Source organism: Paenarthrobacter sp. TYUT067, assembly GCF_023656375.1.
In the GTDB taxonomy this organism is placed as follows: domain Bacteria; phylum Actinomycetota; class Actinomycetes; order Actinomycetales; family Micrococcaceae; genus Arthrobacter.
In genome coordinates this window covers 164,982-187,329 of the sequence record NZ_JAMOIT010000007.1, presented here as the reverse complement: position 1 = coordinate 187,329, position 22,348 = coordinate 164,982, and the positions used below count along the sequence as shown (strand labels likewise).

At 63.2% G+C, this 22,348-nt stretch carries 18 protein-coding genes; 12 read left to right on the top strand and 6 right to left on the bottom strand.

What is annotated here, in order from left to right:
* Window positions 1-15: 15 nt before the first annotated feature.
* The 8 genes from MOD31_RS08660 (at window position 16) to MOD31_RS08625 (ending at window position 9,362) form a co-directional block, all read left to right on the top strand.
* Window positions 16-1,002, top strand: a complete 987-nt coding sequence (locus tag MOD31_RS08660) for a phosphodiester glycosidase family protein (RefSeq protein WP_250820357.1) — start codon at window positions 16-18, stop codon at window positions 1,000-1,002.
* Window positions 999-2,183: a bifunctional glycosyltransferase family 2/GtrA family protein gene (locus MOD31_RS08655; protein ID WP_250820356.1), complete on the top strand. Its 1,185-nt coding sequence runs from the start codon at window positions 999-1,001 to the stop codon at window positions 2,181-2,183. The genes MOD31_RS08660 and MOD31_RS08655 overlap by 4 nt, the downstream gene beginning before the upstream one ends.
* Window positions 2,180-2,908: a DUF4956 domain-containing protein gene (locus MOD31_RS08650; RefSeq protein ID WP_166842397.1), complete on the top strand. Its 729-nt coding sequence runs from the start codon at window positions 2,180-2,182 to the stop codon at window positions 2,906-2,908. The genes MOD31_RS08655 and MOD31_RS08650 overlap by 4 nt, the downstream gene beginning before the upstream one ends.
* The gene (locus tag MOD31_RS08645; RefSeq protein WP_250820355.1) at window positions 2,905-3,693 is read left to right on the top strand and encodes a polyphosphate polymerase domain-containing protein; all 789 of its coding nucleotides are present in this window, start codon (window positions 2,905-2,907) and stop codon (window positions 3,691-3,693) included. Before MOD31_RS08650 ends, MOD31_RS08645 begins: the two co-directional genes overlap by 4 nt.
* Window positions 3,694-3,722: 29 nt before the next feature.
* Window positions 3,723-5,306 (top strand): carbohydrate-binding domain-containing protein, encoded by a 1,584-nt coding sequence (locus tag MOD31_RS08640; RefSeq protein ID WP_250820354.1) that lies wholly within the window; start codon window positions 3,723-3,725, stop codon window positions 5,304-5,306.
* Between the two features lie 109 nt (window positions 5,307-5,415).
* Complete coding sequence (locus tag MOD31_RS08635; protein WP_250820353.1) at window positions 5,416-6,381, top strand: hypothetical protein; 966 nt, start codon at window positions 5,416-5,418, stop codon at window positions 6,379-6,381.
* 191 nt (window positions 6,382-6,572) lie between these two features.
* Window positions 6,573-7,073: a sensor histidine kinase gene (locus MOD31_RS08630; protein ID WP_165450172.1), complete on the top strand. Its 501-nt coding sequence runs from the start codon at window positions 6,573-6,575 to the stop codon at window positions 7,071-7,073.
* A 108-nt stretch (window positions 7,074-7,181) separates the two neighbouring features.
* Entirely contained in the window at window positions 7,182-9,362 is a 2,181-nt protein-coding gene (locus MOD31_RS08625; protein ID WP_250820352.1) for a transglycosylase domain-containing protein, read from the top strand.
* 96 nt (window positions 9,363-9,458) lie between these two features.
* Here the strand turns inward: MOD31_RS08625 and MOD31_RS08620 are convergent, their stop codons facing one another.
* The 6 genes from MOD31_RS08620 to MOD31_RS08595 form a co-directional block, all read right to left on the bottom strand.
* The gene (locus tag MOD31_RS08620) at window positions 9,459-11,219 is read right to left on the bottom strand and encodes an FAD-dependent oxidoreductase (protein ID WP_250820351.1); all 1,761 of its coding nucleotides are present in this window, start codon (window positions 11,217-11,219) and stop codon (window positions 9,459-9,461) included.
* Window positions 11,216-12,091: a sugar phosphate isomerase/epimerase gene (locus MOD31_RS08615; RefSeq protein WP_250820350.1), complete on the bottom strand. Its 876-nt coding sequence runs from the start codon at window positions 12,089-12,091 to the stop codon at window positions 11,216-11,218. The genes MOD31_RS08620 and MOD31_RS08615 overlap by 4 nt, the downstream gene beginning before the upstream one ends.
* Window positions 12,088-14,277 (bottom strand): FAD-dependent oxidoreductase, encoded by a 2,190-nt coding sequence (locus MOD31_RS08610; RefSeq protein ID WP_250820349.1) that lies wholly within the window; start codon window positions 14,275-14,277, stop codon window positions 12,088-12,090. The genes MOD31_RS08615 and MOD31_RS08610 overlap by 4 nt, the downstream gene beginning before the upstream one ends.
* 2 nt (window positions 14,278-14,279) lie before the next feature.
* Window positions 14,280-15,419 (bottom strand): Gfo/Idh/MocA family protein, encoded by a 1,140-nt coding sequence (locus MOD31_RS08605; RefSeq protein WP_250820348.1) that lies wholly within the window; start codon window positions 15,417-15,419, stop codon window positions 14,280-14,282.
* A 133-nt stretch (window positions 15,420-15,552) separates the two neighbouring features.
* Window positions 15,553-16,914: an MFS transporter gene (locus MOD31_RS08600; protein WP_250820347.1), complete on the bottom strand. Its 1,362-nt coding sequence runs from the start codon at window positions 16,912-16,914 to the stop codon at window positions 15,553-15,555.
* A gap of 240 nt (window positions 16,915-17,154) precedes the next feature.
* A complete protein-coding gene (locus MOD31_RS08595) occupies window positions 17,155-17,955 on the bottom strand; it encodes an IclR family transcriptional regulator (RefSeq protein WP_250820346.1) in 801 nt (266 codons plus the stop codon).
* A 100-nt stretch (window positions 17,956-18,055) separates the two neighbouring features.
* On the opposite strand from MOD31_RS08595, the gene MOD31_RS08590 reads away from it, so the two are divergent.
* From MOD31_RS08590 to MOD31_RS08575, 4 genes are all read left to right on the top strand, one after another.
* Window positions 18,056-18,952: a LysR family transcriptional regulator gene (locus tag MOD31_RS08590; RefSeq protein WP_250820345.1), complete on the top strand. Its 897-nt coding sequence runs from the start codon at window positions 18,056-18,058 to the stop codon at window positions 18,950-18,952.
* Window positions 18,953-19,064: 112 nt separating this feature from the next.
* Window positions 19,065-19,382 carry a YciI family protein gene (locus tag MOD31_RS08585; RefSeq protein ID WP_250820344.1) on the top strand — a complete coding sequence of 106 codons (318 nt, stop codon included), beginning with the start codon at window positions 19,065-19,067 and terminating at the stop codon, window positions 19,380-19,382.
* Window positions 19,383-19,391: 9 nt separating this feature from the next.
* Window positions 19,392-20,453: an alcohol dehydrogenase catalytic domain-containing protein gene (locus MOD31_RS08580; protein WP_250820343.1), complete on the top strand. Its 1,062-nt coding sequence runs from the start codon at window positions 19,392-19,394 to the stop codon at window positions 20,451-20,453.
* Window positions 20,450-22,075 (top strand): FAD-dependent oxidoreductase, encoded by a 1,626-nt coding sequence (locus tag MOD31_RS08575; RefSeq protein WP_250820342.1) that lies wholly within the window; start codon window positions 20,450-20,452, stop codon window positions 22,073-22,075. The genes MOD31_RS08580 and MOD31_RS08575 overlap by 4 nt, the downstream gene beginning before the upstream one ends.
* Window positions 22,076-22,348 lie beyond the last annotated feature (273 nt).

The following is a 22,348-nucleotide window of genomic DNA, read 5'->3' as shown; positions in this document are numbered from 1 at the left end:
CCGTAGAAATGAGGCATGACTTCTCCACAGACTGAACACCGTAAGGGCGGCCGGACACGGCGCGCCGTGATCTCCGCCGTTCTGGCGGTCACTCTCTCTGCCGGGGGTGCCGCCGCCTGGGCCCTGGACCGGTTTGTGGTCCCACACGCTGAGATCACCAACGTCTCCGAATACGAGGCGAGCCAGGCCGGCACCACAACAACAACGACGGCGGATGAGGCTTCCGCAGAAACGTCGGCGAGCGCCGTGGTCACCGATACGTCCTACGCCTCCGGGGACACGGGGGTCACCATCTCCACGGTGACCACAGGCACCGGTGACGACACCGTGACGTACTACGTTGCCGACGTCGTGCTTGATGATGCCACCACGCTGAAGTCGGCGTTTGCCGAGGACACGTACGGCGAGAACATCACCGAAACTACATCCGCGATCGCCGAGGACCATAACGCCATTTTCGCGATCAACGGCGACTATTACGGCTTCCGGGACACCGGCATCGTGATCCGTAACGGCGTGGTGTACCGGGACGAGGGCGCGCGGCAGGGCTTGGCGTTCTACAAGGACGGCACGGTCAAGGTTTACGACGAGACCACAACTACCGCTGATCAGCTCATCGCGGACGGCGTGTGGAACACGCTCTCGTTCGGGCCGTCGCTGCTGGACAACGGTCAGATCGCGTCCGGCATCGAGGACGTGGAGGTTGATACGAACTTCGGCAACCACTCCATCCAGGGCGAACAGCCGCGCACCGCTGTAGGTGTCATCGATGAGAACCACCTGGTGTTCGTGGTGGTGGATGGCCGCAGCCCCGGCTACAGCTCCGGCGTCACCATGTCCGGCCTGGCCCAGATCATGAAGGACCTGGGCGCCACCACCGCGTACAACGTGGACGGCGGCGGCTCCTCCACCATGTACTTCAACGGCTCCCTGGTGAACAACCCGCTCGGCGACAACAAAGAGCGCGGCACCTCGGACATCCTCTACATCGCCCAGTCATGATCATCCTGATACCGGCCTACGAGCCGGACCACCAGCTCATCACGCTTGTGCGGAACCTCCAGACGGCTGACCCGTGGCTCACCATGGTGGTGGTGGATGACGGTTCAGGGCCGGACTATCAGGAAACGTTCGACGCCGTTTCGCGGCTTGGGTGCCACCTGCTCAGTTACGACGTGAACGGCGGAAAAGGCCACGCGCTCAAGAGTGGCTTTGCCTTCATCGCAGAGCGTTTTCCCGGCCACAACGTGGTGTGCGCGGACAGCGACGGCCAACACGGCGTGGCCGACATCCTGGCTGTGGCGGACCGGGTTCGCGGCGTAGCGGGGGCCATGGTGCTCGGTTGCCGGAACTTCACAGGTAACGTCCCGGCCCGGAGCCGATTCGGCAATACAGTGACCCGGGGTCTGTTCAGGCTCGCCACCGGCCAAGGGATCACGGACACGCAAACCGGCCTCCGCGGGTACCGGGCTGACATGCTCCCGTGGTTGCTGACCGTGCGCGGCGAACGCTACGAGTACGAGCTGAACCTGCTGCTCGAGTCGAAGCAAGCCGGCTACGGCATCGTCACAGTGGAGATCGCAACCGTCTACCTGGACCACAATTCGGGCTCGCATTTCCGGCCCATCGCCGACTCCATCAGGATCTACGCCCCGCTGCTGAAGTTCCTGGGGTCCTCGCTGTCCGCATTCGTGGTGGACCTGGTGATGTTCCTGATCTTCAGCGCGCTCACGGACTCGCTGCTTCTGGCGGTGGTGGGAGCCCGTCTGGTCAGTGCCACGGTGAATTTCCTCATCAACCGCCGGATGGTCTTTGAGCACGGCAGGGACACCTCGTTCCGCGCCGCCGCCACAGGATACGTTGCGCTGGTTGTGGTCCTCCTGTCCGCAAACTACGCCGCTATGTGGACCCTCACCTCCCTCGCCGTTCCAGACGTGCTGGCCAAGCTTGCCACCGAGATGACGCTGCTGGGAGTCAGCTATGCAGTACAACAGCGCTTCCTGTTTGCGCGCAAGGGACATGCCGCGTCAACGGTTCACGCCGCCCAAACAACAGGGCCCAAACCATTGGAACCGACCGTGGTCGAAACACATATCCCAGCCTTGGTCCCGGCACAGTTTCAGCACAGCATGGCCGGGAAAAGTGGAGATCAATCCCCCAAGAGATTCCGGAGTAACCGATGAACACCATCATCCTCATCGCGGCAGACCTGGCCGCCATCACCATTTTGACGCTTGCCCTCTACCTCCGCCGGCACAGGCGCCGCGACCTGGTTGTTTCTTACCTGGGCATGAACGTCGGCGTCCTGGCAGTCGCCACGGCATTGTCCGGTTCGGCCGCAGGCGTTGGCTTGGGGCTGGGTTTGTTTGGTGTTCTCTCCATCATTCGGCTCCGGTCCACGGAACTGGCCCAGCACGAGGTGGCCTACTACTTCTCGGCGTTGGCGCTGGGCTTGATCGCAGGCATCGGCGTCGAACCTCTCTGGCTGACGCTGTCCCTCATGGCGTTGGTCCTGCTGGTGATGTTCGTCGGCGACAACCCCCGGGTCCTCCCGGCCTACCGCCACCAGGTGGTGGTGCTGGACCGGGCCATCAACAACGAACCCGAGCTCTACGCCCGGCTGGAAGAAGTCCTCCACGGCACTGTCCACTCGGCCACCATTCAGGAACTGGACCTGGTGAACGACAAAACGATCGTGGACGTACGATACGCGGTGCGGCCCCTCCATGAGGACCTATCCCAGCCGCGGCACGCCCAGCTTGGCTTCAACCAACCAGCCGGTGCGTTGACCCCGGCTCCGGAGGAACTCCCGGCCCAGTCCGCGCAGCCGGTTCAGCCGGCTCACTCCGCTCAGCCAGCACCCCAGCACACCCAGCAATCCGTACCCACCTCGGCCGGTGTCGCATGAGCCGCATCGACGCCGAACCGATCATCCCGCAACTGAGCCAGCTTCCCGCCGTCGGGCTTGAAGAACTCACTACCGAAGCCGCCCTGCTGACCCGGGTGGACCGAAAGTATCTGGTTCCTTCGGCAACGGCACGCAAGGTCCTGAGCACCTTCAGCTCCGAGGCCCGGGTCTTGGACATGGAAGGGAACCGCACGTTCGCTTACGACTCCGTGTACTTCGACACCGCCGAGTTGGACAGCTACATGCTCGCCGCGCACGGCAGGCGAAGGCGGTTCAAGATCCGTACCCGCACCTACCTGGACAGCGCGGTCAGCTTCCTGGAAGTGAAGACCGAAGGCGCTCGCGAGGCCACCGTCAAGGAGCGCATCCCCTATGAGATGGGCGACCGCGACCGGCTCACGGAAGAGGGCCTGGCCTACGTGAATGAGACGCTGGCCGCGGCCATCGGTGACATGAGCATCGGACCGCTGGAGCCGGTGCTTTCCACCCGCTACGACCGCACCACACTCTTCCTCCCCGAGTCCGGAAGCCGCGCGACCATCGACTCCGACGTCACGTGGCAAAGCCCAGACGGCCATCCCTGGGTTTTGGACAACGCGGTGGTGGTGGAGACGAAGTCCGGCTCAGCGCCCGGCCCTTTGGACAAGCACCTGTGGGCACACGGCGTCCGGCCTTGCCGCATCTCCAAGTTCGCCACCGGCATGGCCGCACTCCACCCCGAGCTTCCGGCCAACCGCTGGAATCAAACCCTTCGACGCAGGATGCCCCTGCGCCCCCTCCACTGACATTCCCTCCACAGACTTAGGAATCCACTATGCGCTCCTTCCGCACTTCCCTTTCCGTTGCCGCCGTCGCCCTGGCCATTTCCTTGGCCGGCTGCTCCACGGCCGCCACCAGCTCAACGTCCACCGGCACCACCGGCACGTCAACCAGCACCACCCAGCAGGCCGTAACGGCCGGGACCATTGAAGAAGACACCCACTACGACAGCGACGACCTCACGTGGGACGCCGCAACGGAAGTGGCAATCAGCCTGTCCGACGGCGGCAGTAAAGTGACGTCGTCGTCCTCCACCGGCGTGGCTGTAGACGGCAACACCGTCACCATCAGCGCCGCGGGAACGTACCGCCTCAGCGGCTCGCTGAGCGACGGGCAGATCGTGGTTGCAGCCGGTGAGGAGGATACGGTTCGCATCATTCTGGACGGCGTGGAACTGGGCAACTCCACCGGCTCGCCGTTTGTAGTGCAGAGCGCCGACGAAGCGATCGTGTACTTGGACGAGGGCAGCACCAACACGTTAATGGATGCCACCACCTACGCCGACCAGGGCGAGGACTCCCCCAACGCAGCCCTCTACTCCATGGCGGACCTGACCATCGCCGGGACCGGTGCCCTCACCGTCAACGGGAAATCCAACGACGGCATCGTTTCCAAGGACGGCCTGGTGATGGCTGCCGGCAAGGTCACCGTGGACGCCGTGGACGACGGCATTCGCGGCAAGGACTACACAGTGCTGCTGGACGGCGCGTACCAGGTGACCGCAGGCGGTGACGGCGTGAAGGCAGACAACGACACCGACGAGGGGCGGGGGTGGCTGTTGGTCAGCGGCGGCTCGTTGACAGTCAACGCGGGCGACGACGGCGTGAAGGCGTTCAACACCCTCACCGTTTCCGGCGGAACAGTCACCGTGGCCGAGTCGGAGGAAGGACTGGAAGCGCAGCACATTGTGGTCTCCGGCGGCGACGTCACCGTCACAGCGAACGACGACGGCGTGAACGCCTCGGGTGGCTCTTCGACCAGTACCGATGCGGGCACGGCAGGCGGCGGAGGTCCAATGGGTGGCGGCATGGGCGGCGGGGAGACCGTTGGCGACTACACCGTGGACGTCTCCGGCGGAAACCTCACCATCAACTCAGAAGGTGACGGCCTGGACTCCAACGGCAACGCCAGCATTTCCGGCGGGACCGTGGTGGTCAACGGCCCCACCAACGACGGCAACGGGGCCTTGGATGTGAACGGTGAACTGACCGTGACCGGCGGCACCGTAGCAGCGGCAGGCAGTGCCGGAATGGCGGTGACCCCGGGTACCTCTTCCACGCAGTCCGGTGTGCAGTTGACCTTCGACTCTTCGGTGTCTTCCGGCACGCCTGTGCACATCGTCGACGCCACGGGAGCGGTGGTGGTGACATTCGTGACCACCAAAACCATCGCATCCCTGGTGTTCTCCTCCGCCGCGATCACCGACGGTGCGACGTACACGGTGTACACGGGAGGCAGTGCTGACACGGAAGCCGGCGTCACCACAGGCTCCATCGACGGCGCAGAAGAACAAGGCACCGCGACCGCGGGCCAGTACACGCAGGCCCAAGGTCCCGGTGGTGGCGGCGGCCGCTGGTAAGTCAGACAATGGGGGACTGGATTTCGGACCAGTCCCCCATTGACGTGTTTCAGAGTGTTGCTTAGGTTTAATTTGTTAGCGCTAACACAGCCCATCAGCAAGGAACTACGTGAGCAACCAAACCCAATCCCCGGTGAAGTCACCACTCTTCAGGGACCCCATCGAGGACGGTGCCGCAGATCCCACCGTCATCTACAACCCGCGCGAGCAGGCCTGGTGGATGATCTACACCAACCGCCGCACCACGGTCCCGTTCGAGGACGGACTCAGCTGGCTCTACGGTTCCAAGCTCGGAGTTGCATCATCCACGGACGGCACACACTGGGACTACCGCGGAACCCTTGAGGGCCTTGACTTCGAATGGGGCCACAACACTTTCTGGGCACCCGAAGTCTTCGAGCACGCGGGCACTTTCCACATGTACGTCAGCTACATCCGCGGCATCCCCGCCCACGGCAATCCGCATTCCATGGAAATCCACCACTACACCAGCCCGGACCTTCTGGCATGGACCCACCACGGATTAGTTCCGCTGAGCTCCAACCGGGTCATCGACGCCTGCGTGCACCCACTCCCCGGCGGCGGATTCCGCATGTGGTTTAAGGACGAGGTGCAAGGCTCGGAAACCTGGGCGGCGGACAGCGACAACCTCTTCGATTGGAAGGTCCGGGGCCACGTACTGACCACACCCTCGGGCCACGAAGGGGCCAACGTTTTCGGCCTGGGCGGCTGGTACTGGATGATCGTCGACACGTGGTCCGGCCAGGAAGTGTACCGCTCTGACGATCTCGATTCATGGGAGAAACAAGGGGTCATCCTGGACGCAGCCATCGGCGACACCTTCGCACGGACCGATGATGTGGGGCCGGGCCTCCACGCAGACGTGGTTGTCAACCATGGCCGCGGATGGATCTTCTACTTCACGCACCCCAGCCGCGCCGGTGCGAGCCACCCGACTGTCGAGAGCCGGCGGTCATCGGTGCTCGTTGCCGAACTCACCGTCCATGAGGGCGTGCTGCAGTGCGATCGGAACGCGGACAGCCTGCTGGTACTGAAGCAGCCCGAGAGCGCGTAGCTTCGCAACAGGGCTCGACGACGGTAAGCGACGTGCCGCCGTCGAGCCTCCACACGGGCAGGCCGTCCCCCTTAAGGCTCCCGCAAACTTGATGCGAACTTGAGCCAATCGAAAAGCTTCCTTGATATAGCAGCGCCACGCTGGAAGCACGAAGAACCAATACACAGGGGCTTCGGCAACGAATTTCCAGTATGAAACACAACGATGTGGGGGAAGCAATGGAACAGGCATCAGCACTCACCGAGGTGATAGCCATCAAAGGCATCATCCAGGACCAGCACCCCGTGGATTTCTATGCGCTGGGTGTCGCCGGATGCATCGACCGGCTTGCTGCACCGCTTCGGCGCGAGGGCGTCACCGTCCATTGGCACACCCCGCACCACGGCATCGAGATCTCCTCCTCAGCCGCCGCCCTCCTGTATCACGTGGCTCAGGAGACCTTCAGCAACACCCTCAATTACGCCAATGCCAGCGAGCTCACGGTCCGACTCAACGCCGTCTACCACGGCATCCAGCTCACCATCACGGACGACGGCTGCGGTTTCGAAATCCACGCCGCGCCCAGCGGCCGCAGGCACGGATTCGGATTGCTTCTGATGTCCATAGCAGTACACGACGCCGGCGGGACAGTAGACATCGACTCCGCGGTTGGGCGGGGCACCAGTGTGAGGGTCACTCTGCCGCTGGATTGAGTCCTATTTGGGACCATATTCGGGCGCCCAACCCGTAGCCGCGCAGCTTTGCCGGACGTATTCTATAGCTACTTTTCAGCCGGGTTATCCCTACGGATTGGCACGAAAATGGCGCGGAACAAGGGTCCAAAGATAGGTCTTGGCAAGGTCCTTTTGAGGATCTTCGGGTTCTTCTTCGTGAGCACCCTCTGCGGAGTTCTGATCACAGGATTCCTGGCACCCGTGGTTGCTTTCACCAGCACCACCGTGGGCGGTTCCCTGGGGTTCTATCAAAGTTTGCCGAGCGAGCTGAACGTTGATTCACCTTCGCTTTCCAGCACCGTGGTCTCCGCGGACGGGCAGCTCATTGCCACCTTCTATGCGGAGAACCGGGTAAAGGTCCCGCTGGAGGAGATGTCCCCGTTCATCCGCGAAGCGATCATCGCCATTGAGGACAACCGCTTCTACGAGCACGCGGGCGTGGACGCCCAAGGCATCATGCGGGCGCTGAGTTCCAACCTGACACAGGGCACCCGGCAAGGCGCCTCCACCTTGACGCAGCAGTACGTCACCAATGTGCTCAACGAGTCCCGCTTATCCGAGGGGCGACCTGAGGATGTAGTGCTCAGCGGGCAGAAGACCGTGGGTGACAAACTGCGCGAAGTAAAGCTCGCACTTGAGCTGGAGAAGCGGTTCAGCAAGGATCAGATTCTGGAGGGATACCTGAACATCGTGTTCTTCAACCGGAACGCCTACGGCATCGAGGCTGCATCCCGCTATTTCTTCAGCACCTCCGCGATGGACCTGACCCTGCCGCAAGCAGCCCTCCTGGCTGGTCTGGTCAATGGCCCCAGCATTTACGACCCCATTGTGGATCCTCAGGCTGCACTCAACCGGCGCAACCTGGTGCTGGACCGGATGCTGGCACAGGGCAAGATCACGGCTGTGGATCACGGCGTCGCTGTAGCCTCTCCCCTTGAGCTCGACGTCACCCCGTCCCTGCAAGGTTGCGCGGGTACCTCGTTTGCCACCTACTTCTGTGACTACGTCTCCCACCTCATCCTTAACGACGAGGCCTACGGTGACACCGTGGAGGAACGTGAACGCTTCCTCTACCGTGGCGGATTGACCATCACCACCACCTTGGACAGCCGGCTCCAGAACGCCGCGCAGGAGCAAGTTGACGCCTCCGCTGGCGACAACCCGGATAAATGGGGCGCCGCGATGAGCACCGTCCAGCCGGGCACAGGCAAGATCCTTGCGATGGCCCAAAACACGGTGTTCGTTCCCCAGGAAGGAAAATACGATACCCAACTGAACTTCAACGTCGATGCCAAAGACGAGAACGGCTACGACCTCAATGGCGCAGGCGGCTTCCAGCCCGGTTCCACCATGAAACCGTTCATCTACGCCGAATGGCTCAATGAAGGCAAGAATCCCACTGCAGTTGTTGACGCATCCCGCCGGGTCTATCCAGTCGGTTTCCCGTGGCGTTCGAGCTGCGGCAGGGTCCTTGGGGGTTACAGCACCGCGCAGAAAGCCCAGAACCTTGGCGCCGATGACGACCTGCAAAACAACGACGCCGGCTACTACCGGCCAATGCCCATCAACTACGGCCTTTACAACTCCATCAACACGGCCACTTTCGCCACCGCAGCCCAATTGGATTTCTGCGGGATCCAAAAAATGGTGGACACCGTGGGCCTGCACAGCGGCTTGGACAACGCACCGGTCAACATGCACCAGATCGGCAATCTCCTTGGCTCCATTGGAGTGGCCCCTGTGGTCCTGGCGAGCGCCTACGCCACCTTCGCCAACGACGGCACCTACTGCAAGCCCATCGCCATCACCGAGATCAGCGATGCCCAAGGACGCCAGTTCCAAGCCCAGACCCCTGAGTGCAGGGAGGCAGTGAAGCCAGCCGTGGCGCGGGGCGTCAATGCCGTCCTGCAGGATGTTCTCAAAATGGGCTCGGGCGTTTACATCGAACCCAAGGTTCAAAGTCAGGCTCCGGTGGCGGCAAAAACAGGCACGTCCAATAACAACGGCGCCACCTGGGTGGCCGGCTACACCACAACTCTTGCAACGGCGTCGTTCTTCGGGGACACGACGGCGGGCCAGCAGCGGGCCGGGCAAAACGTCACCATCAACGGCAAGTTCTACAAGTCCTTGGATGGCTACATGATCGCGGGCCCACAGTGGGCCAACTACATGATGACAGCCACGTCCCTATACCCGAGCGGGCCTTTCCCGGCACCGGCCCCTCCCCCAGCGCCCACCCCGTCGACACCGCAGCCCACGCGCCGCTGACCCCATGCGTTGCACCCACCTTGCCTCGCGTTGCGAGGCCCGCTGTCCACGCAATTCCAAGGCCAAACCCTGCAGAGCAGGCCTCACAACGAACTTCTACAGTGCGAGCTCCATCTCCGCCTGCGTGCCGTCGTCCTCATATGTAGTGACGCCGGCGAGGTCCCGTCCGGCGATGTAGCCAAAGGTCAGTGCGGGTCCCAGGTTGATGCCGCCGGCGGGGTAATGCCCGCCCATGACACTTGCTTGATCGTTGCCGGCTACGTAGAGGCCATCTATGGGGTGGCCTTGGTTGTTGAGCGCCCGCCCTCGGCCGTCAGTTTCCACGCCCGCGAATGTCCCGAAGCTCCCTGGCACAACCCGCACCGCATAGAACGGCCCCTTCTCGATAGGCCCCAATGACGGATTCGGCCGGTGCGTGGCGTCGCCGCCGTAGCGGTTGAACGCGGATTCGCCGCGCCCGAAGTCCGGGTCGACGCCGGAACGGGCATTCGCGTTGAAGCGTGCCACCGTCCGGCGCAACTCCGCGGGGTCAATACCGCATTTGGTCGCAAGTTCTTCCAGCGTTCGCCCCTTGATGAGGTACCCGGAGCGCAGGTACGGGAAGAGCGGCACGGGCAGCGGCTTGGCCATGCCCAGAGGGAACCTACGGACAAATCGGCTGTCCGCGATTTGCCACGACTCCACAGTTTCACCGTCGGGAGTCGCTGCGAGGAGGGCCTGGACGTAGTCGTAGTAGCCATTGGCCTCGTTCACAAACCGCTTCCCGTCCGCGCGGACGCCTATGCTGCCCGGCTTCGCACGGTCCATGATGTGGGGGAACACGCCCGTCCGGCCGTTGCGGTACGGCACCAAGGACACCGGGCACCAAGCGGCCGGCGACTGCACTGCGGTGGTGAAGCGTGCACCCACGGCCTGCGCCAGGTTGATGCCATCACCGGTGGTTTCCGCCGGGGACAGCGTCCAGTGCTCCCGGCCCGTGGGCGTCTTCGGAAACAGCTCCTTGCGCCGCTGCACATCGTTGGGGAAGCCGCCGGTTGCCAGCACGACGCCGCGTCTCGCGTTGATCTGCACCTCACCTTCGGTAGAACGCACGACGGCGCCGGTCACCTTCCCTTTTTCGTCCTTGAGCAACGCTGTGGCCGGGGTGGAGACGCGGATGTCCACGCCGAGATCGTCAGCGGATTTCATGAGCCTTCCGGTCAACGCTGTGCCGTTGACCAGTTGCATGTTCCTCCGGTGCGTCAGCAGGTCCAGGAGGTGAAATCCGAAGCGCCAGCCTGCGTGGAACAGGCCCTTGGGGTTGCCCCGGGATGCCGACAGGAACTTACCAAGGTCCGGACCGGCCATGATTCCCATGCCTAGGAACGAGGTTTCGTAGAGCTGATGACGCATCTTCGCCCTCAGTCCAGGCTTGAAGGTGCGGGCGTTCAGAGGCTTAGGCCCGACCGAACGATTGCCAGTTCCTGCACCTGGAAGGTCACCGTAGATGTCGTTGATTTTGCTGCCGGGAACGAACTGCAGGGACGTCTTGTTGTGGAAGAAGCCCACCATGTGCGGGGCAGCTTCAAGGAAGGCATCCACCCTGTCAGCCTGGTAGTCGTCCCCGAGAACTTCGCGAAGGTATGTGCGGAAGGTTTCCTTGTCCTCATTGACTCCTTCGGCTTTCGCCAACGGGTTGCCTGGTGCCCAAGCCCAGCCTCCGGACCAAGAGGTTGCACCGCCGCAGACCTCTGACTTTTCCACCACGATGACGTTCATCCCGTGGAAGGCTGCTGTGACAGCTGCGGACATGCCACCGGCGCCTGAGCCGATAACCAGGACGTCGCAGTCCACGGGGCTAGGTGTACTGTCCATCATTTGTTGCTCCCGGTAAGTGCTGAGATGTTGTGTGCTGGGCTGGTGACTGCTGTGGTGGTGAGGACGGAATCTGCCGCCGCTTTGAGATGTTTGGCCCATGCCAGTTCGCCCATCTCGGCCACCCTTTTGTCCGATGGCGTTTCGATGCTGACCGGGGTTCCTGCGGCGAAGGTCGCGAGTATGCTCGCTAGGTGGAATTCACCGTCGCCGGGTACGCCTCGCTCCGAGCGCGACTCGACAATCAGGGCTTCCCTGTTTTCCGGCGCAGCAGCAGGACCATCGCAGAGTTGGACCAAAGGAACCAGATCCGTGGCCGCTTCGAGCTCAGCCGTAGTTGCGCCGAAGCGGTTGACGTGGAGTGCGTCAACAACAATCTTGCAGCCCGCCCGCCGGGACAGCTTCACTGCCTGGGGAAGGGAACGAACGGTTTGGTAGGCGATGGGTTCCAGCGTCGGCATGATTCCGTAGGACTTACCGTCCTGGGTCATCTGCGCGAGGTGGTCACCGAAACGGTCAAGGTCCGGGTCTGCGCAGGCCACCGTCAGTGTTGATGCCCCGAGGGCTTGGCCGGCCTCCATCATTCGCAGCCAGGCTTCGCGTTGATCCTGCCCGCCCCGCAGGCCAGTTCCGTCCAAGAGGAGAAACTCAACATCCTCAACCGTGATCCCTGTATCCGCCATCCGTTGCAGCGTCTCCTTGAGCAGGTGGGAACCGGGCTGGAGATCGTATGGCCGCTCCGTGGCGGTGACAGGCCGGACGCGTGCTCCGATGAAGTCGAAGCCGGCCTGTGCCGCGATGCTCACCAAATCCGGTGGTGCGGTTCCGACCAGGGAGAGCTGGGCGATTCCCAGCCGACGCGTAGGTGTGGTCACTTTCGGGCTCCGTTCACGGTGAAGTCATGCTGGGTGTCGGCGAGGTCGAAGGGGGTGTCGGCGGAGGGGGTGGCCAGTGCCGCGGCAATGCGCTGGGCTGCGTCGTAACCGCTCTTGACCGCGTTGGACACAATGGCCGGTGCCTTGTCCACGACCGTCCCGGCGAGGGCAATGGGGAGCGAAGCGGCGTTGCTGAGCTCGGCTTCCCGTTGCTCCAATGTCAGCGGTTGCTCCAGCATGGGCGGCCCGTCCAGCGGCAGCACCGAACGCGAAACCAAAAGATCGCCAGGCGCGTCAATCCACTCGTCCTCCACGCCCGAGCGCCTGATCCGCACCCTATTGACGCCAGGCTTCCCAGCACTGTCAAACTCCTCGATAGTGCTGGACAGGAAGATCCGCACCTTCGGATTGGCTTCAAGCCGGGGTATTGCGAGGATCTTGGCTCGACGGCCGGATTCAGGAGCCAGGGCTTCCTGCGGCCCAATGATCAGCACGGCAGTACCAAGTGCTGCAAGGGTGTCTGCCACGCTCATGGCAACAGAATCCGCACCCCAAATTGTCACCGCTTCCGGCGCACTGCCCACAGAATCGTCCGCACTGACCAACAACCCGGACGAGCTCCCCACGGGACCGGACCCATTTTCTGAGGGCCTGGACACGCTGCCGTCAAGGACCTCAGGATGCGCGGCTAGCCAATCCCGGATGTCAGAAACACGGGGCGAGTCGCCGCCGATGAACCCGGGAGCAGGGCGCACCCCGCCCGTGGCCACCACCACTGCGTCTGCGCCGAAGTCGCGGGCCAGCGAGCCGACGTCGAACGTGTCCACGTGGACTCCCTGGCAAACCTCAACGCCCAGCCGCTCGTTTTCCGCGCTGGACCAATCTGCAAAGCGGTGGAAATCCGGCGTCGATTTCATCCGCTCAGCGAGCGCGAATTGCCCACCCGGCCGCACGCCGTCGTCCATCAATGTCACGCTGGCACCGGCTTCGGCGAGTTCGCGGGCAGCGGTGAGGCCCGCAGGCCCGGCGCCGACCACCAGCACCCGGGAGCCCGGGCGAACAACGGGCGTGGGAACGGGAACACGTGAGCGGCCAACTGCCGGATTGACCGTACAGGTGACCTGACCGAGGCCAAGGTTATCTATGCACACATTGCACGCGATGCATGGCCGGTAGCGTTCGCCCCGCAGCACCCCGCCCACGAAGGCAGGATCGGCATGGATGGCGCGGGCAAGGCTCACGAAGTCGCAAGTTCCCTGGGATAGGACTTCCTCGATGATTTCCGGGCTGTTGAGTCGCCCGGCCATACCCAGTGGAAGTCCGAACTGACGGTAGGCCTTGGCGTACTCGGCCAGGATCCCGGGCTTCCACTCCCCCGACTGGACGATCCACTCACCGGCGTCGTAGCTACCCGCAGAGATGTCCAGGAAATCGAGCTTGTCCAAGTGGGCATTGGCGATGATGGCCACTTGCTGCTCGGCGCTGATACCGTCGGCCGGACCTTCCACTACCGAGACACGCATTCCCACAATCGTGTCCGGCACGGCCTGCCGCACGGCGTCGATCACCAGGTTCATGAAGAACTCCGGTGCTGCGAACTCGTCAGTTCGGTGGTTGGAAATGGGCGACATGAACTGATGGATCAGGTAGCCGTGGGCGCCGTGCAGGTTGATCACGTCGAACCCGGCGGCCACCGCGCGGCGGGCCGCAGCCCCATAAGCTTCCACAAGTTCGTAGCACTCAGCGGCGGTGAGCTCCCGCGGAATCTCACCACCCGCCGTCGGGCAGGGAACCGGCGACGGCGCGAGGTTCTTGAAGCCCGAGACTGCCGCTTGGGCGGTGCGGCCACCGTGATTAAGTTCGACGGCGGCCAACGCACCTTCGGCGTGCAGGGCGTCGGTGAGGCGGCGAAGCCCCGGAATCATGTCATCGGTGTGCAGGCCGAGTTGGTGGGTGCGGCCCTTACCGTCAGCGCGGACGTAGGTGGCCTCCGTGGTGACCATGCCGAGGCCGGCCTTGGCACGGGTCACGAGGTAGTCGATGTATTGCTCGGTGATGAAGCCATCCGTGGTGCCGTAGTTGCGTTCCATGGGTGCGGAGGCCAGGCGGTTGCGAAGGGTCTTAGGAGTGCGGCCGTTGCGACCCAGGGTCAGGGGTGATGCTGCTGCGGGCGTGGTGGGAAGCATGGTCAGCGAGCCACCTTTTCACGGCCCCGCAGCTCGGGAATGGCTGCGTGGGAGGGGTGGGCGGGTGCGAAGCGGACGGGTTGGCCGGTGCGTGAAGATTCGTAAACGGCGAGGAGTATCCGCAAGGATTTCAGGGCGTCTTTGCCGGTAATTGCCGGTTCCGTCCCGTTTTCCAGTGCCTGAACAAAGTCCTGGACCTGCAGTTTGTGGAACGGGATCAGCTGGCCGTTGATGACGGACAGATCGACGTTCGGCTCCACGCCTTCCGGGTGGACAGGCTCGACGACGATTCGCTCGCCTACCGCCCACAGGTCCAGCCGGCCGTCGCTGCCTTCCGGAAACTCGGTGAGGGAAGCCGAAGCCCCTGTTTCGCCGGTGATGCGGAGCTGGATTCCGAGGTTGGGAGACACCGCTGTGGAGGCTTCCAGCGTGGCCATGGCTCCGGAGGTGAAAGTGATTACCGCCGTTGCGGAATCCTCTACCTCTATATAGTCGGCGTGACGGTAGGTGTTGACCTTGCCGTAAACCTCGGCCACGTCTCCCAGATACCACTGGAGGAGGTCGATCTGGTGGACCGCCTGCGACATGAGGACTCCACCGCCGTCGCTCTCCCACGTGCCGCGCCACGCGTCGCGGTTGTAGTAGTCAGGGGCACGGTGCAGCATGACCGAACACTGGGCCAGGGTTGCCTTGCCCAACGTGCCGTCGTCGATCGCGGCGCGGATCTTCTGAGAGGCCGGCCAGAAGCGGCGCTGGAACAAAACCCCTAGTTGGACCCCGGCGTTCTCGCAGGCCTCCACCATGCGCTCAGCGGACTCCAGCCTGGTGGCAATCGGCTTTTCGCAGAGTACATTCACCCCCGCCGCCGCAGCTTTCAGCACCACTTCCTCATGCGTGGGATGTGGGGTGCAGACAGAAACAATGTTCAGTCCCAAGGTGAGGAGTTCCTCCACACTTGCTACAGCGTTCGGTATGTCCCAGGCTTCCGCTGTGGCCTTTGCCCGGTCCGCATCCACATCGCAGACGCCCACGATCTCCACGTTGTCCAGGGCACGGAAAGCCTCGAGGTGGTTTCGGGAAATGGCGCCGCAACCCGCGATTCCAACGCGGAAGGTACGGGGTGCGGTTGCTGACGAAGTCATGGGTATCCAACTTTCAGGGCATGAGTCGTAGGGGTTTGTGCTGATGTGGCGAGCGCCGGAGTCAGGGGCGCGGCGGGTTGCCCGGAGGCGAACGGGTGCCGGGCGGCTGGGTGCCGCCGCCCGGCGTCGTGCTTTATCTGCTTACCTGCGCGCCGCGGGGTTTGCCGAGGTCCTCGAGCGGGACGTTGTAAGTCTCGCGGGCCGTCATGATGGCGATGGCCGAGGCTGCCAGGCAAAGAATAGTGAAGCCCGCTACAGGCCACCAACCGTTGGGGCCGGGTTGCGCAAGGAGCGTTGCGATGGCGGGTGCGAACCCGGCGAGGATGAGGCCAATCTGGCTGCCGATCGCCATGCCGGAGTAGCGAACAGCTGCCGGGAACATCTCCGGGAAGAAGACCGTCCACACACCGTTCCAGCAGGAGTAGAAGACGGTCATGTTCAGGAGGCCGAACAGGAAGATCAGGGGGATGTTCTGCCCGCTGATGGCCCAGAAGTAGCCAATGGTGGTCAGTGCGCAGCCGAGTGCTCCCACCAGCAGGACCTTCTTCCTGCCGATGCGGTCCGAGATCATGGCGGAGATGGGAATGGTCACCATGGAGAGCCCGATAGTTACAGCGTTCACGGTGAGCATGAGGGTGCGGTCGATGCCCACGGCCGGTCCGGTGGCGTAGGCCAGGGCGTACACGGTGAAGGTGGTCTGCATAACGGAGAACAGCATCACCACACCCACGCGCAGGACGTCGCGCCACTGCGTTTTGAAAACCGCGACGGCGGGGATCGCCTTGGGTTTGTTGTGCTCCACGATCTCTTCGAACACAGGCGGCTCATCCAGGCGGGTCCGGATCCAGTAAGCCACAGCTAGAACCACTACCGAAAGCCAGAACGGCACACGCCAACCCCAGCTGAGGAGCTGATCCTCAGGCAGTGCTGCCAACGGGATGAAGACGATGGTGGACAGCACCATTCCCGAGGCGTAGCCGGTCATCACGAAGCTGGTGAAGAACGCGCGGCGGCCTTCCGGCGAGTGCTCCATGGTGAGTGTTGACGCACCTGCGGCTTCGGCGCCGGCGGAGAATCCTTGGGCCAAACGGCCTACCAGCAACAGCGCCGTTGCCCAGTACCCGATCTGCCCGTACGTGGGCAGGAATCCTATGCCAATGGAGGCCACGCCCATGATCACCAGCGTGATCATCAGCGCTTGTTTGCGGCCGATCTTGTCGCCGTAGTGGCTCATCACCAAGCCACCCAGCGGCCTGGCCAGATACCCGACGCCGAACGTAGCCATCGCTCCAAGGAGTGCCACTACGGGGTCGCCGCCCGGGAAGAAGATCTTGGGGAAGATCAGGGCGGCGGCGGTGCCGTAGATGAAGAAGTCGTAGTACTCCAGTGTGGATCCCAGGAAGGAGGCGAGGGCCGCCTTCTTGGGCATTTTGACGTGCTCAACCGGCGCTGCCGGGTTGACGTCCGAGGGCGAGTGCTGCTGCACGTTTCCCATACTGTCTCCTCATTGAGTGCGCGGGAAGTGGCACCGCCATGGTGCCTTGCCCGGCAAAGAATTAGATGAGTCACGAATCGCCGGCTGCCGATTTGTTGGGCAGTCCATCCTGTGGCCGTTGATAACGAATTCAGGATGTGTGGTCCAGGTCACTGGCGATAGTTCCTCTGGGATCGACTGTAGGACCCAGGTCACAGGCCGAGGGGAAACTTCCCGTTGAACGGGACAGGCATGCCTGGCTTAGTCAGTGGTAGACAACCAGGGGCGGGATCCGTAGGGGCGACGCTCAGCACCCATGGTCCGCGACAGGCCGCGGCCAGCGGCCACCAGCACGGGAAGAATCAGCCCGGCGTCCTCGTCAACGGAAGGCACGACGACGGAAATCGCACCTATGACCGCATGGCCCTGGCCGAATACGGGAACGGAGTAGGCGGTGTTCTCTTCCACAAGGACGCCGACCAACCGGGCGTAGCCGCGCTCCCGGATCAGCGCGAGGTTGGCCCTGACCCTTGCAGGATCTGTTTCCGTAGCCGGAGTGGTCTTCTCCAACGCCCCGGCCAGGAATCGGTCCTGCACCCAACCCGGCATGTGCGCCATCATGGCCATCCCGGAGGATGTGGTGTGGATGTCCAGCCGGCCAGCCACCTCGGCCAGGTTCATGACCGTTCCATGCCGGTCCAGACGCTCCAGGTAGAGCACGCTGTTGTTCTCCACGTCAGGTATGGACAACGAGACATGCTCCCGGACGGCCGCATGAACGCCTTCCAAAAACGGCAAACCTCGACGGCGGAACTCCTCCAAGGGGTTGCTGCGGGAGGCCAGCTCCCACATCTTCATGCCCACGCCGAACTCCCCTGAAGCATTACGTTCCAGGAGTCCACTGGACGCCAAGTCCATGGCAAGCCGATGCACGGTACTGCTGGACATCCCGGTAATCCGGACCAGCTCCTTGAGTGGAAGCCACGGTTGGCCCTTGGAGAACGCATCCATGATTTTCACAACACGCTCAATGATGGACTCCCCCGACGCTGAGTTAGCCATGATGCCTCCCGTTAGCTTCCCGGCAATCCCGGCCACCCCGGCCACCCCGACGTGAACCCAATATAGCCTTGCACTTGACCTTGAAAATGTGGGAGGCAACGTGGAACTGCGGCAAATTGAGGCCTTCCTGGCGGTGGCCGAAGAACTTCACTTCGGCCGCGCGGCGGAGCGGCTCCGGATGGCGCAGTCACCACTGAGCCAAACCATCAAAAAGCTCGAAAAGGACTTGGGGTCAGCGCTGTTCGAACGCAACACCAGGTCTGTCACGCTAACGGCAGCGGGGCATTCACTACTGCCGCACGCCCGGAAAATCCTCGACGAAGTGGACTTGGCCCGCCGGGCAGTGAACGCCGGAACCGGGACCGTTTACGGCAAGCTTGCCATTGGCTTTTCCGGGGCGTTGAACCACACCACGCTTCCCCCTCTGGCGCGCGCTCTTCGCCAGCATTACCCGCAACTGGAGGTGACACTGCATGGCGGGCTGCTCACCCAGGAAGCACTCCATCAGTTGGGCAACAACGTGTTGGATCTGGCCTTCATCGGCCTCCCCATCGACTCGCCGTCGTTAGCCACCCGCCGGATTGCCACGGAGCGTCTGGGGGTCACAGTTCCCGCGGACCATCCGTTGGCCGGGCAGACGTCGGTAGAGATGGCCGAACTCGCAGGTGACCCGTTCATCACCATGCCTGCCGCTCAAGGGTCCACACTCCGGGATGTCACTTTCGCAGCCTGCGCCGCTGCTGGATTCCGGCCCCGTATCAGCCAGGAAGTGGCCGATCCGTACACAGCCCTTTCCTTGGTGGCAGGCGGCGTGGGAATCAGCCTGATGCCCGAATCCATCCAAGGAATCATGCCGGCGGGCACCGTCTTCCTCTCCTTGGCAGGGGAGGATGTCCTGCTGTTTTCAGGTCTCGCGTGGAACCCGGCAGCAACGTCGCCGGCCATCCGTGCAGCCCTGCGGTTGGCCGAAGAAGTGCTCCCCACCCCGGCACCCTGATCACTATGTGTTTCTTGCACATAGTGAGAGAGCAACTAAGTATTGGACAAGAGCTAATAGTTTGCCCAGCATTGAGGAAAGCCCCCACTCACTCAATGAAGAGGACACCCTCATGGCCACTTTCGCCGTTACCTACGCTTACTCCCCCACAACATCCGCCAGCCGGGATACGGTCCGTCCGTCTCATGTCGAGTTCCTCAAAGCCCAGTTCGACGGCGGTCGCCTCCTGAAGAGCGGACCCTTCGGTCCCGAGGAAACTCCCGGCGCATTGCTGATCATTTCCGGCGATTCCAAGGCCGACGTCGAAGCCCTCATGGACCAGGATCCATTCCAGCAGGCCGGACTCATCCAGGAACGGACCGTGCGCCAGTGGAACATCTTCTTTGGCTCTGACACCGATGTTTCCGCAGCGCCGGCCGTTCAGAACTGAGGTCCGGGAATGCTCTCCGCTGTCACCGTCTCCCAGGAAACCATTGAATTCCGGGACTCCCCAAAGCCCACCCTTCAACCAGGCCACGCCCTGGTCCGAGTCCACAACGTCACCCTCTGCGGCACCGACCTCCACATCTGGGAAGACGACTACCCCACAGATTTGCCGCTCATCCAAGGTCACGAATTCTCCGGGATCGTGGAGGCCCTGACGCCCGGCGAGGTCTCAAACGCCGACGCTGCCATCAGCATCGGCGATCGCGTGGCCGTCAACCCCATCATCTACTGCGGCAAGTGCCGCCCATGCCTGACGGGCCGCTACAACGTCTGCCACAACGTAGGCTGCCTGGGATGCTACTCAGACGGAGCGCTCACTGAACTGATCAGCGTCCCACTGGACAAGCTCTGCCCGGTGCCGGACGGGCTCCCTTTGGATGTCGCTGCCATGGGAGAACCAGCATCCATCGCCATGCAGGCAGTCAACCGGGGCCGGCCTCTGACCGGGGAAACCGCGCTGGTGCTGGGCAGTGGTCCCATCGGCTTATTGGCCACCCTGTATCTGACAGAGTTGGGAGTCACCGTGGTCTGCGCTGATACCGAGCAGCACCGTCTGGATCTCGCCGTCGAGTTCGGCGCCACGGACACTTTGTTGGTGTCCCCGGGGAGCGATTTCCCGGACGCACATCAGGGACCTCGGTTGGATGCACTCACCGATGGCTACGGGCCCCAGCTGGTCATCGAGGCCACAGGCGTCCCTTCGTCTTTGGAGAACGCCATCAGGCTTGTGGCAAGTGCCGGGAGAATCGTCCAAGTAGGCATTTCGCCCAGACAGGCCAACGTGTCCATGAAGGACATCCCTTACAAGGAACTGGACATCATGGGAAGCCGCATGAGTCTCAACCTCATCCCTGACGGTCTGGCCCTCCTGGCCAGACACCCAAAGCAGGCCAGGGCCCTCATGACCCACCGCTTCGCCTTCGCGGACTTGGAACAGGCATACCGCCTGATGCAGGGACGCACGGAAAAGATCGGCAAGATCCTCATCGAGATGCCAGCAGGAACCACCGCATGAGCACCCCCATCCTCACCGCACCCGAGCAACTCAACGCAAGCTACGACGTCGTCATCATGGGCAGTGGCGCCGCCGGGCTGGTGGCTGCCGTCCGCTCGGCCGACGCCGGTCTCAGCGTCCTGGTTGTGGAAAAGGCCGACCTGCTGGGAGGCACCACGGCGGCTGGGGGTGGCGTGATGTGGGCGCCGAACAACCACCTCGCCAAGGCTGCGGGATACCAGGACAGCCATGCCGACGGCGTCGCTTACCTTACCGAGGCAGCCGGCCATGTGATGACGGCCGAGGAGATCGAATGGTACGTGTCCACTGCGCCGCGGGCCGTGGAATTCCTCAACCGGAACACGAAGGTTTCCATGGTTCCGATCGCCCGCCCGGACTACCACATGGAGTGGAAAGGATCCGCGGACGGCGGCCGGGGCCTGGATAACAACGCGTTCGATCCCCAGGATTACCCGGGCCTTTCGGAACTGATCCGGCCCTCGTCCTACTTCCCGCTGCTCACTATGACCGAGCGCGACGAACTCAATGGCCGCGCCGCCGATCCTGCACTCCTGTCGCGCCGGGCCTCCGCAGGGATCCGGACCATGGGCGGTGCACTGGTGGGCAGCCTTGTTGCGAGCGCTTTGGATCGTGGAGTTCACATCGTTGCCTCCAGTCCCGTGGAGGACTTGTCGCCGTCCGGCACCGGATGGAACGTGCGTCTCGGCGGCGGCGCCGGAGCGCACGTGGCCGCGACCGCCGTCGTACTCGCCTCCGGAGGGTTCGAATGGAACCCACGGCTCCGCAGCGCCTTCCTGCCGTATCCGGTGACGCCCATCAGCGCACCGTCCAACGAGGGCGACGGGTTGGAACTGGGATTTAATGCCGGAGCGGCTGTGGAGGACATGTCCGCTGTGTGGGGCGTTCCTGTCATATCTACGGCGGCGCATCAGTACGCTGGGCAGCGTTCCGGCCGAATGGGGAACGTCGAGATGACACTCCCGGGGTCCATCACCGTGAACAGCGACGGCAAGCGTTTCGTTAACGAAGCCCTCAACTATCACGATGCCAGCCGGGTTTTCGCGTCCATCAACCCGCATACGGGCAGGCAACAGAACAACCCCGCCTGGCTGGTGTTCGACTCCACCTACTTAGCCAAGTACCCCGTGGCGGGTTCCACTCCGGGCTTGGCAGCCGAGTGGATGGTGTCCGCACCGAGCCTTGAGTTGTTGGCACTGGATCTGGGCATCAACCCGGCCGGGCTGGACGCTACGGTTGCCCGGTTCAATGCAGACGCTGCCTTGGGCGTGGACACGGAGTTCGGACGCGGCGCCACCCCACAGGACCGTTTCCTGGGCGACGCCGGCAACACTCCCAACCCCTGCCTTGCGCCTCTACTTGCGGCACCGTTCTACGCCGTTCCTATCCACGCCGGGGTACTGGGCACTTCCGGCGGGCTTGCCACGGACGCCAACGGGAGGGTGCTTGACCATCGGCAATCGCCCATTCCGGGGCTCTACGCGGCAGGCAACGTATCAGCCGGTGTGTTCCGAAACAATTACCCCGGCGGGGGCGCCACACTGGGCTCGGCGATCACGCGTGCCTTCGCTGTTGGAGAGGACCTGGCTGCCCGGCTCACGTAGCCGCACCTTAGGGGACACCTACGTTTTGGGGGACGAACGCTCGACGGCGACTACCGCCGTCGAGCGTTGGGCGTTGCGAGGCCCACTCTGCGCCCTATTTCGTGCGCAAGGGGCGCAAAGCAGGCCCCACAACAAACACCCCCCACGTTGCCAGGCCCACTCTGCGCCCTATTTCGTGCGCAAGGGGCGCAAAGCAGGCCCCACAACAAACACCCCCACGTTGCCGGGCCCGCTCTCCACCCAATTCCAGCGCCAAACCCTGCAAAGCAGGCC

What these genes read in the sequence shown, in the direction of transcription:
- MOD31_RS08660 (WP_250820357.1), top strand. Translation starts at nt 16, where the DNA reads ATGACTTCTCCACAGACTGAACACCGTAAGGGCGGCCGGACACGGCGC.
- MOD31_RS08655 (WP_250820356.1), top strand. Translation starts at nt 999, where the DNA reads ATGATCATCCTGATACCGGCCTACGAGCCGGACCACCAGCTCATCACG.
- MOD31_RS08650 (WP_166842397.1), top strand. Translation starts at nt 2,180, where the DNA reads ATGAACACCATCATCCTCATCGCGGCAGACCTGGCCGCCATCACCATT.
- MOD31_RS08645 (WP_250820355.1), top strand. Translation starts at nt 2,905, where the DNA reads ATGAGCCGCATCGACGCCGAACCGATCATCCCGCAACTGAGCCAGCTT.
- MOD31_RS08640 (WP_250820354.1), top strand. Translation starts at nt 3,723, where the DNA reads ATGCGCTCCTTCCGCACTTCCCTTTCCGTTGCCGCCGTCGCCCTGGCC.
- MOD31_RS08630 (WP_165450172.1), top strand. Translation starts at nt 6,573, where the DNA reads ATGAAACACAACGATGTGGGGGAAGCAATGGAACAGGCATCAGCACTC.
- MOD31_RS08625 (WP_250820352.1), top strand. Translation starts at nt 7,182, where the DNA reads ATGGCGCGGAACAAGGGTCCAAAGATAGGTCTTGGCAAGGTCCTTTTG.
- MOD31_RS08620 (WP_250820351.1), bottom strand. Translation starts at nt 11,219, where the DNA reads ATGATGGACAGTACACCTAGCCCCGTGGACTGCGACGTCCTGGTTATC.
- MOD31_RS08610 (WP_250820349.1), bottom strand. Translation starts at nt 14,277, where the DNA reads ATGCTTCCCACCACGCCCGCAGCAGCATCACCCCTGACCCTGGGTCGC.
- MOD31_RS08605 (WP_250820348.1), bottom strand. Translation starts at nt 15,419, where the DNA reads ATGACTTCGTCAGCAACCGCACCCCGTACCTTCCGCGTTGGAATCGCG.
- MOD31_RS08600 (WP_250820347.1), bottom strand. Translation starts at nt 16,914, where the DNA reads ATGGGAAACGTGCAGCAGCACTCGCCCTCGGACGTCAACCCGGCAGCG.
- MOD31_RS08595 (WP_250820346.1), bottom strand. Translation starts at nt 17,955, where the DNA reads ATGGCTAACTCAGCGTCGGGGGAGTCCATCATTGAGCGTGTTGTGAAA.
- MOD31_RS08585 (WP_250820344.1), top strand. Translation starts at nt 19,065, where the DNA reads ATGGCCACTTTCGCCGTTACCTACGCTTACTCCCCCACAACATCCGCC.
- MOD31_RS08580 (WP_250820343.1), top strand. Translation starts at nt 19,392, where the DNA reads ATGCTCTCCGCTGTCACCGTCTCCCAGGAAACCATTGAATTCCGGGAC.
- MOD31_RS08575 (WP_250820342.1), top strand. Translation starts at nt 20,450, where the DNA reads ATGAGCACCCCCATCCTCACCGCACCCGAGCAACTCAACGCAAGCTAC.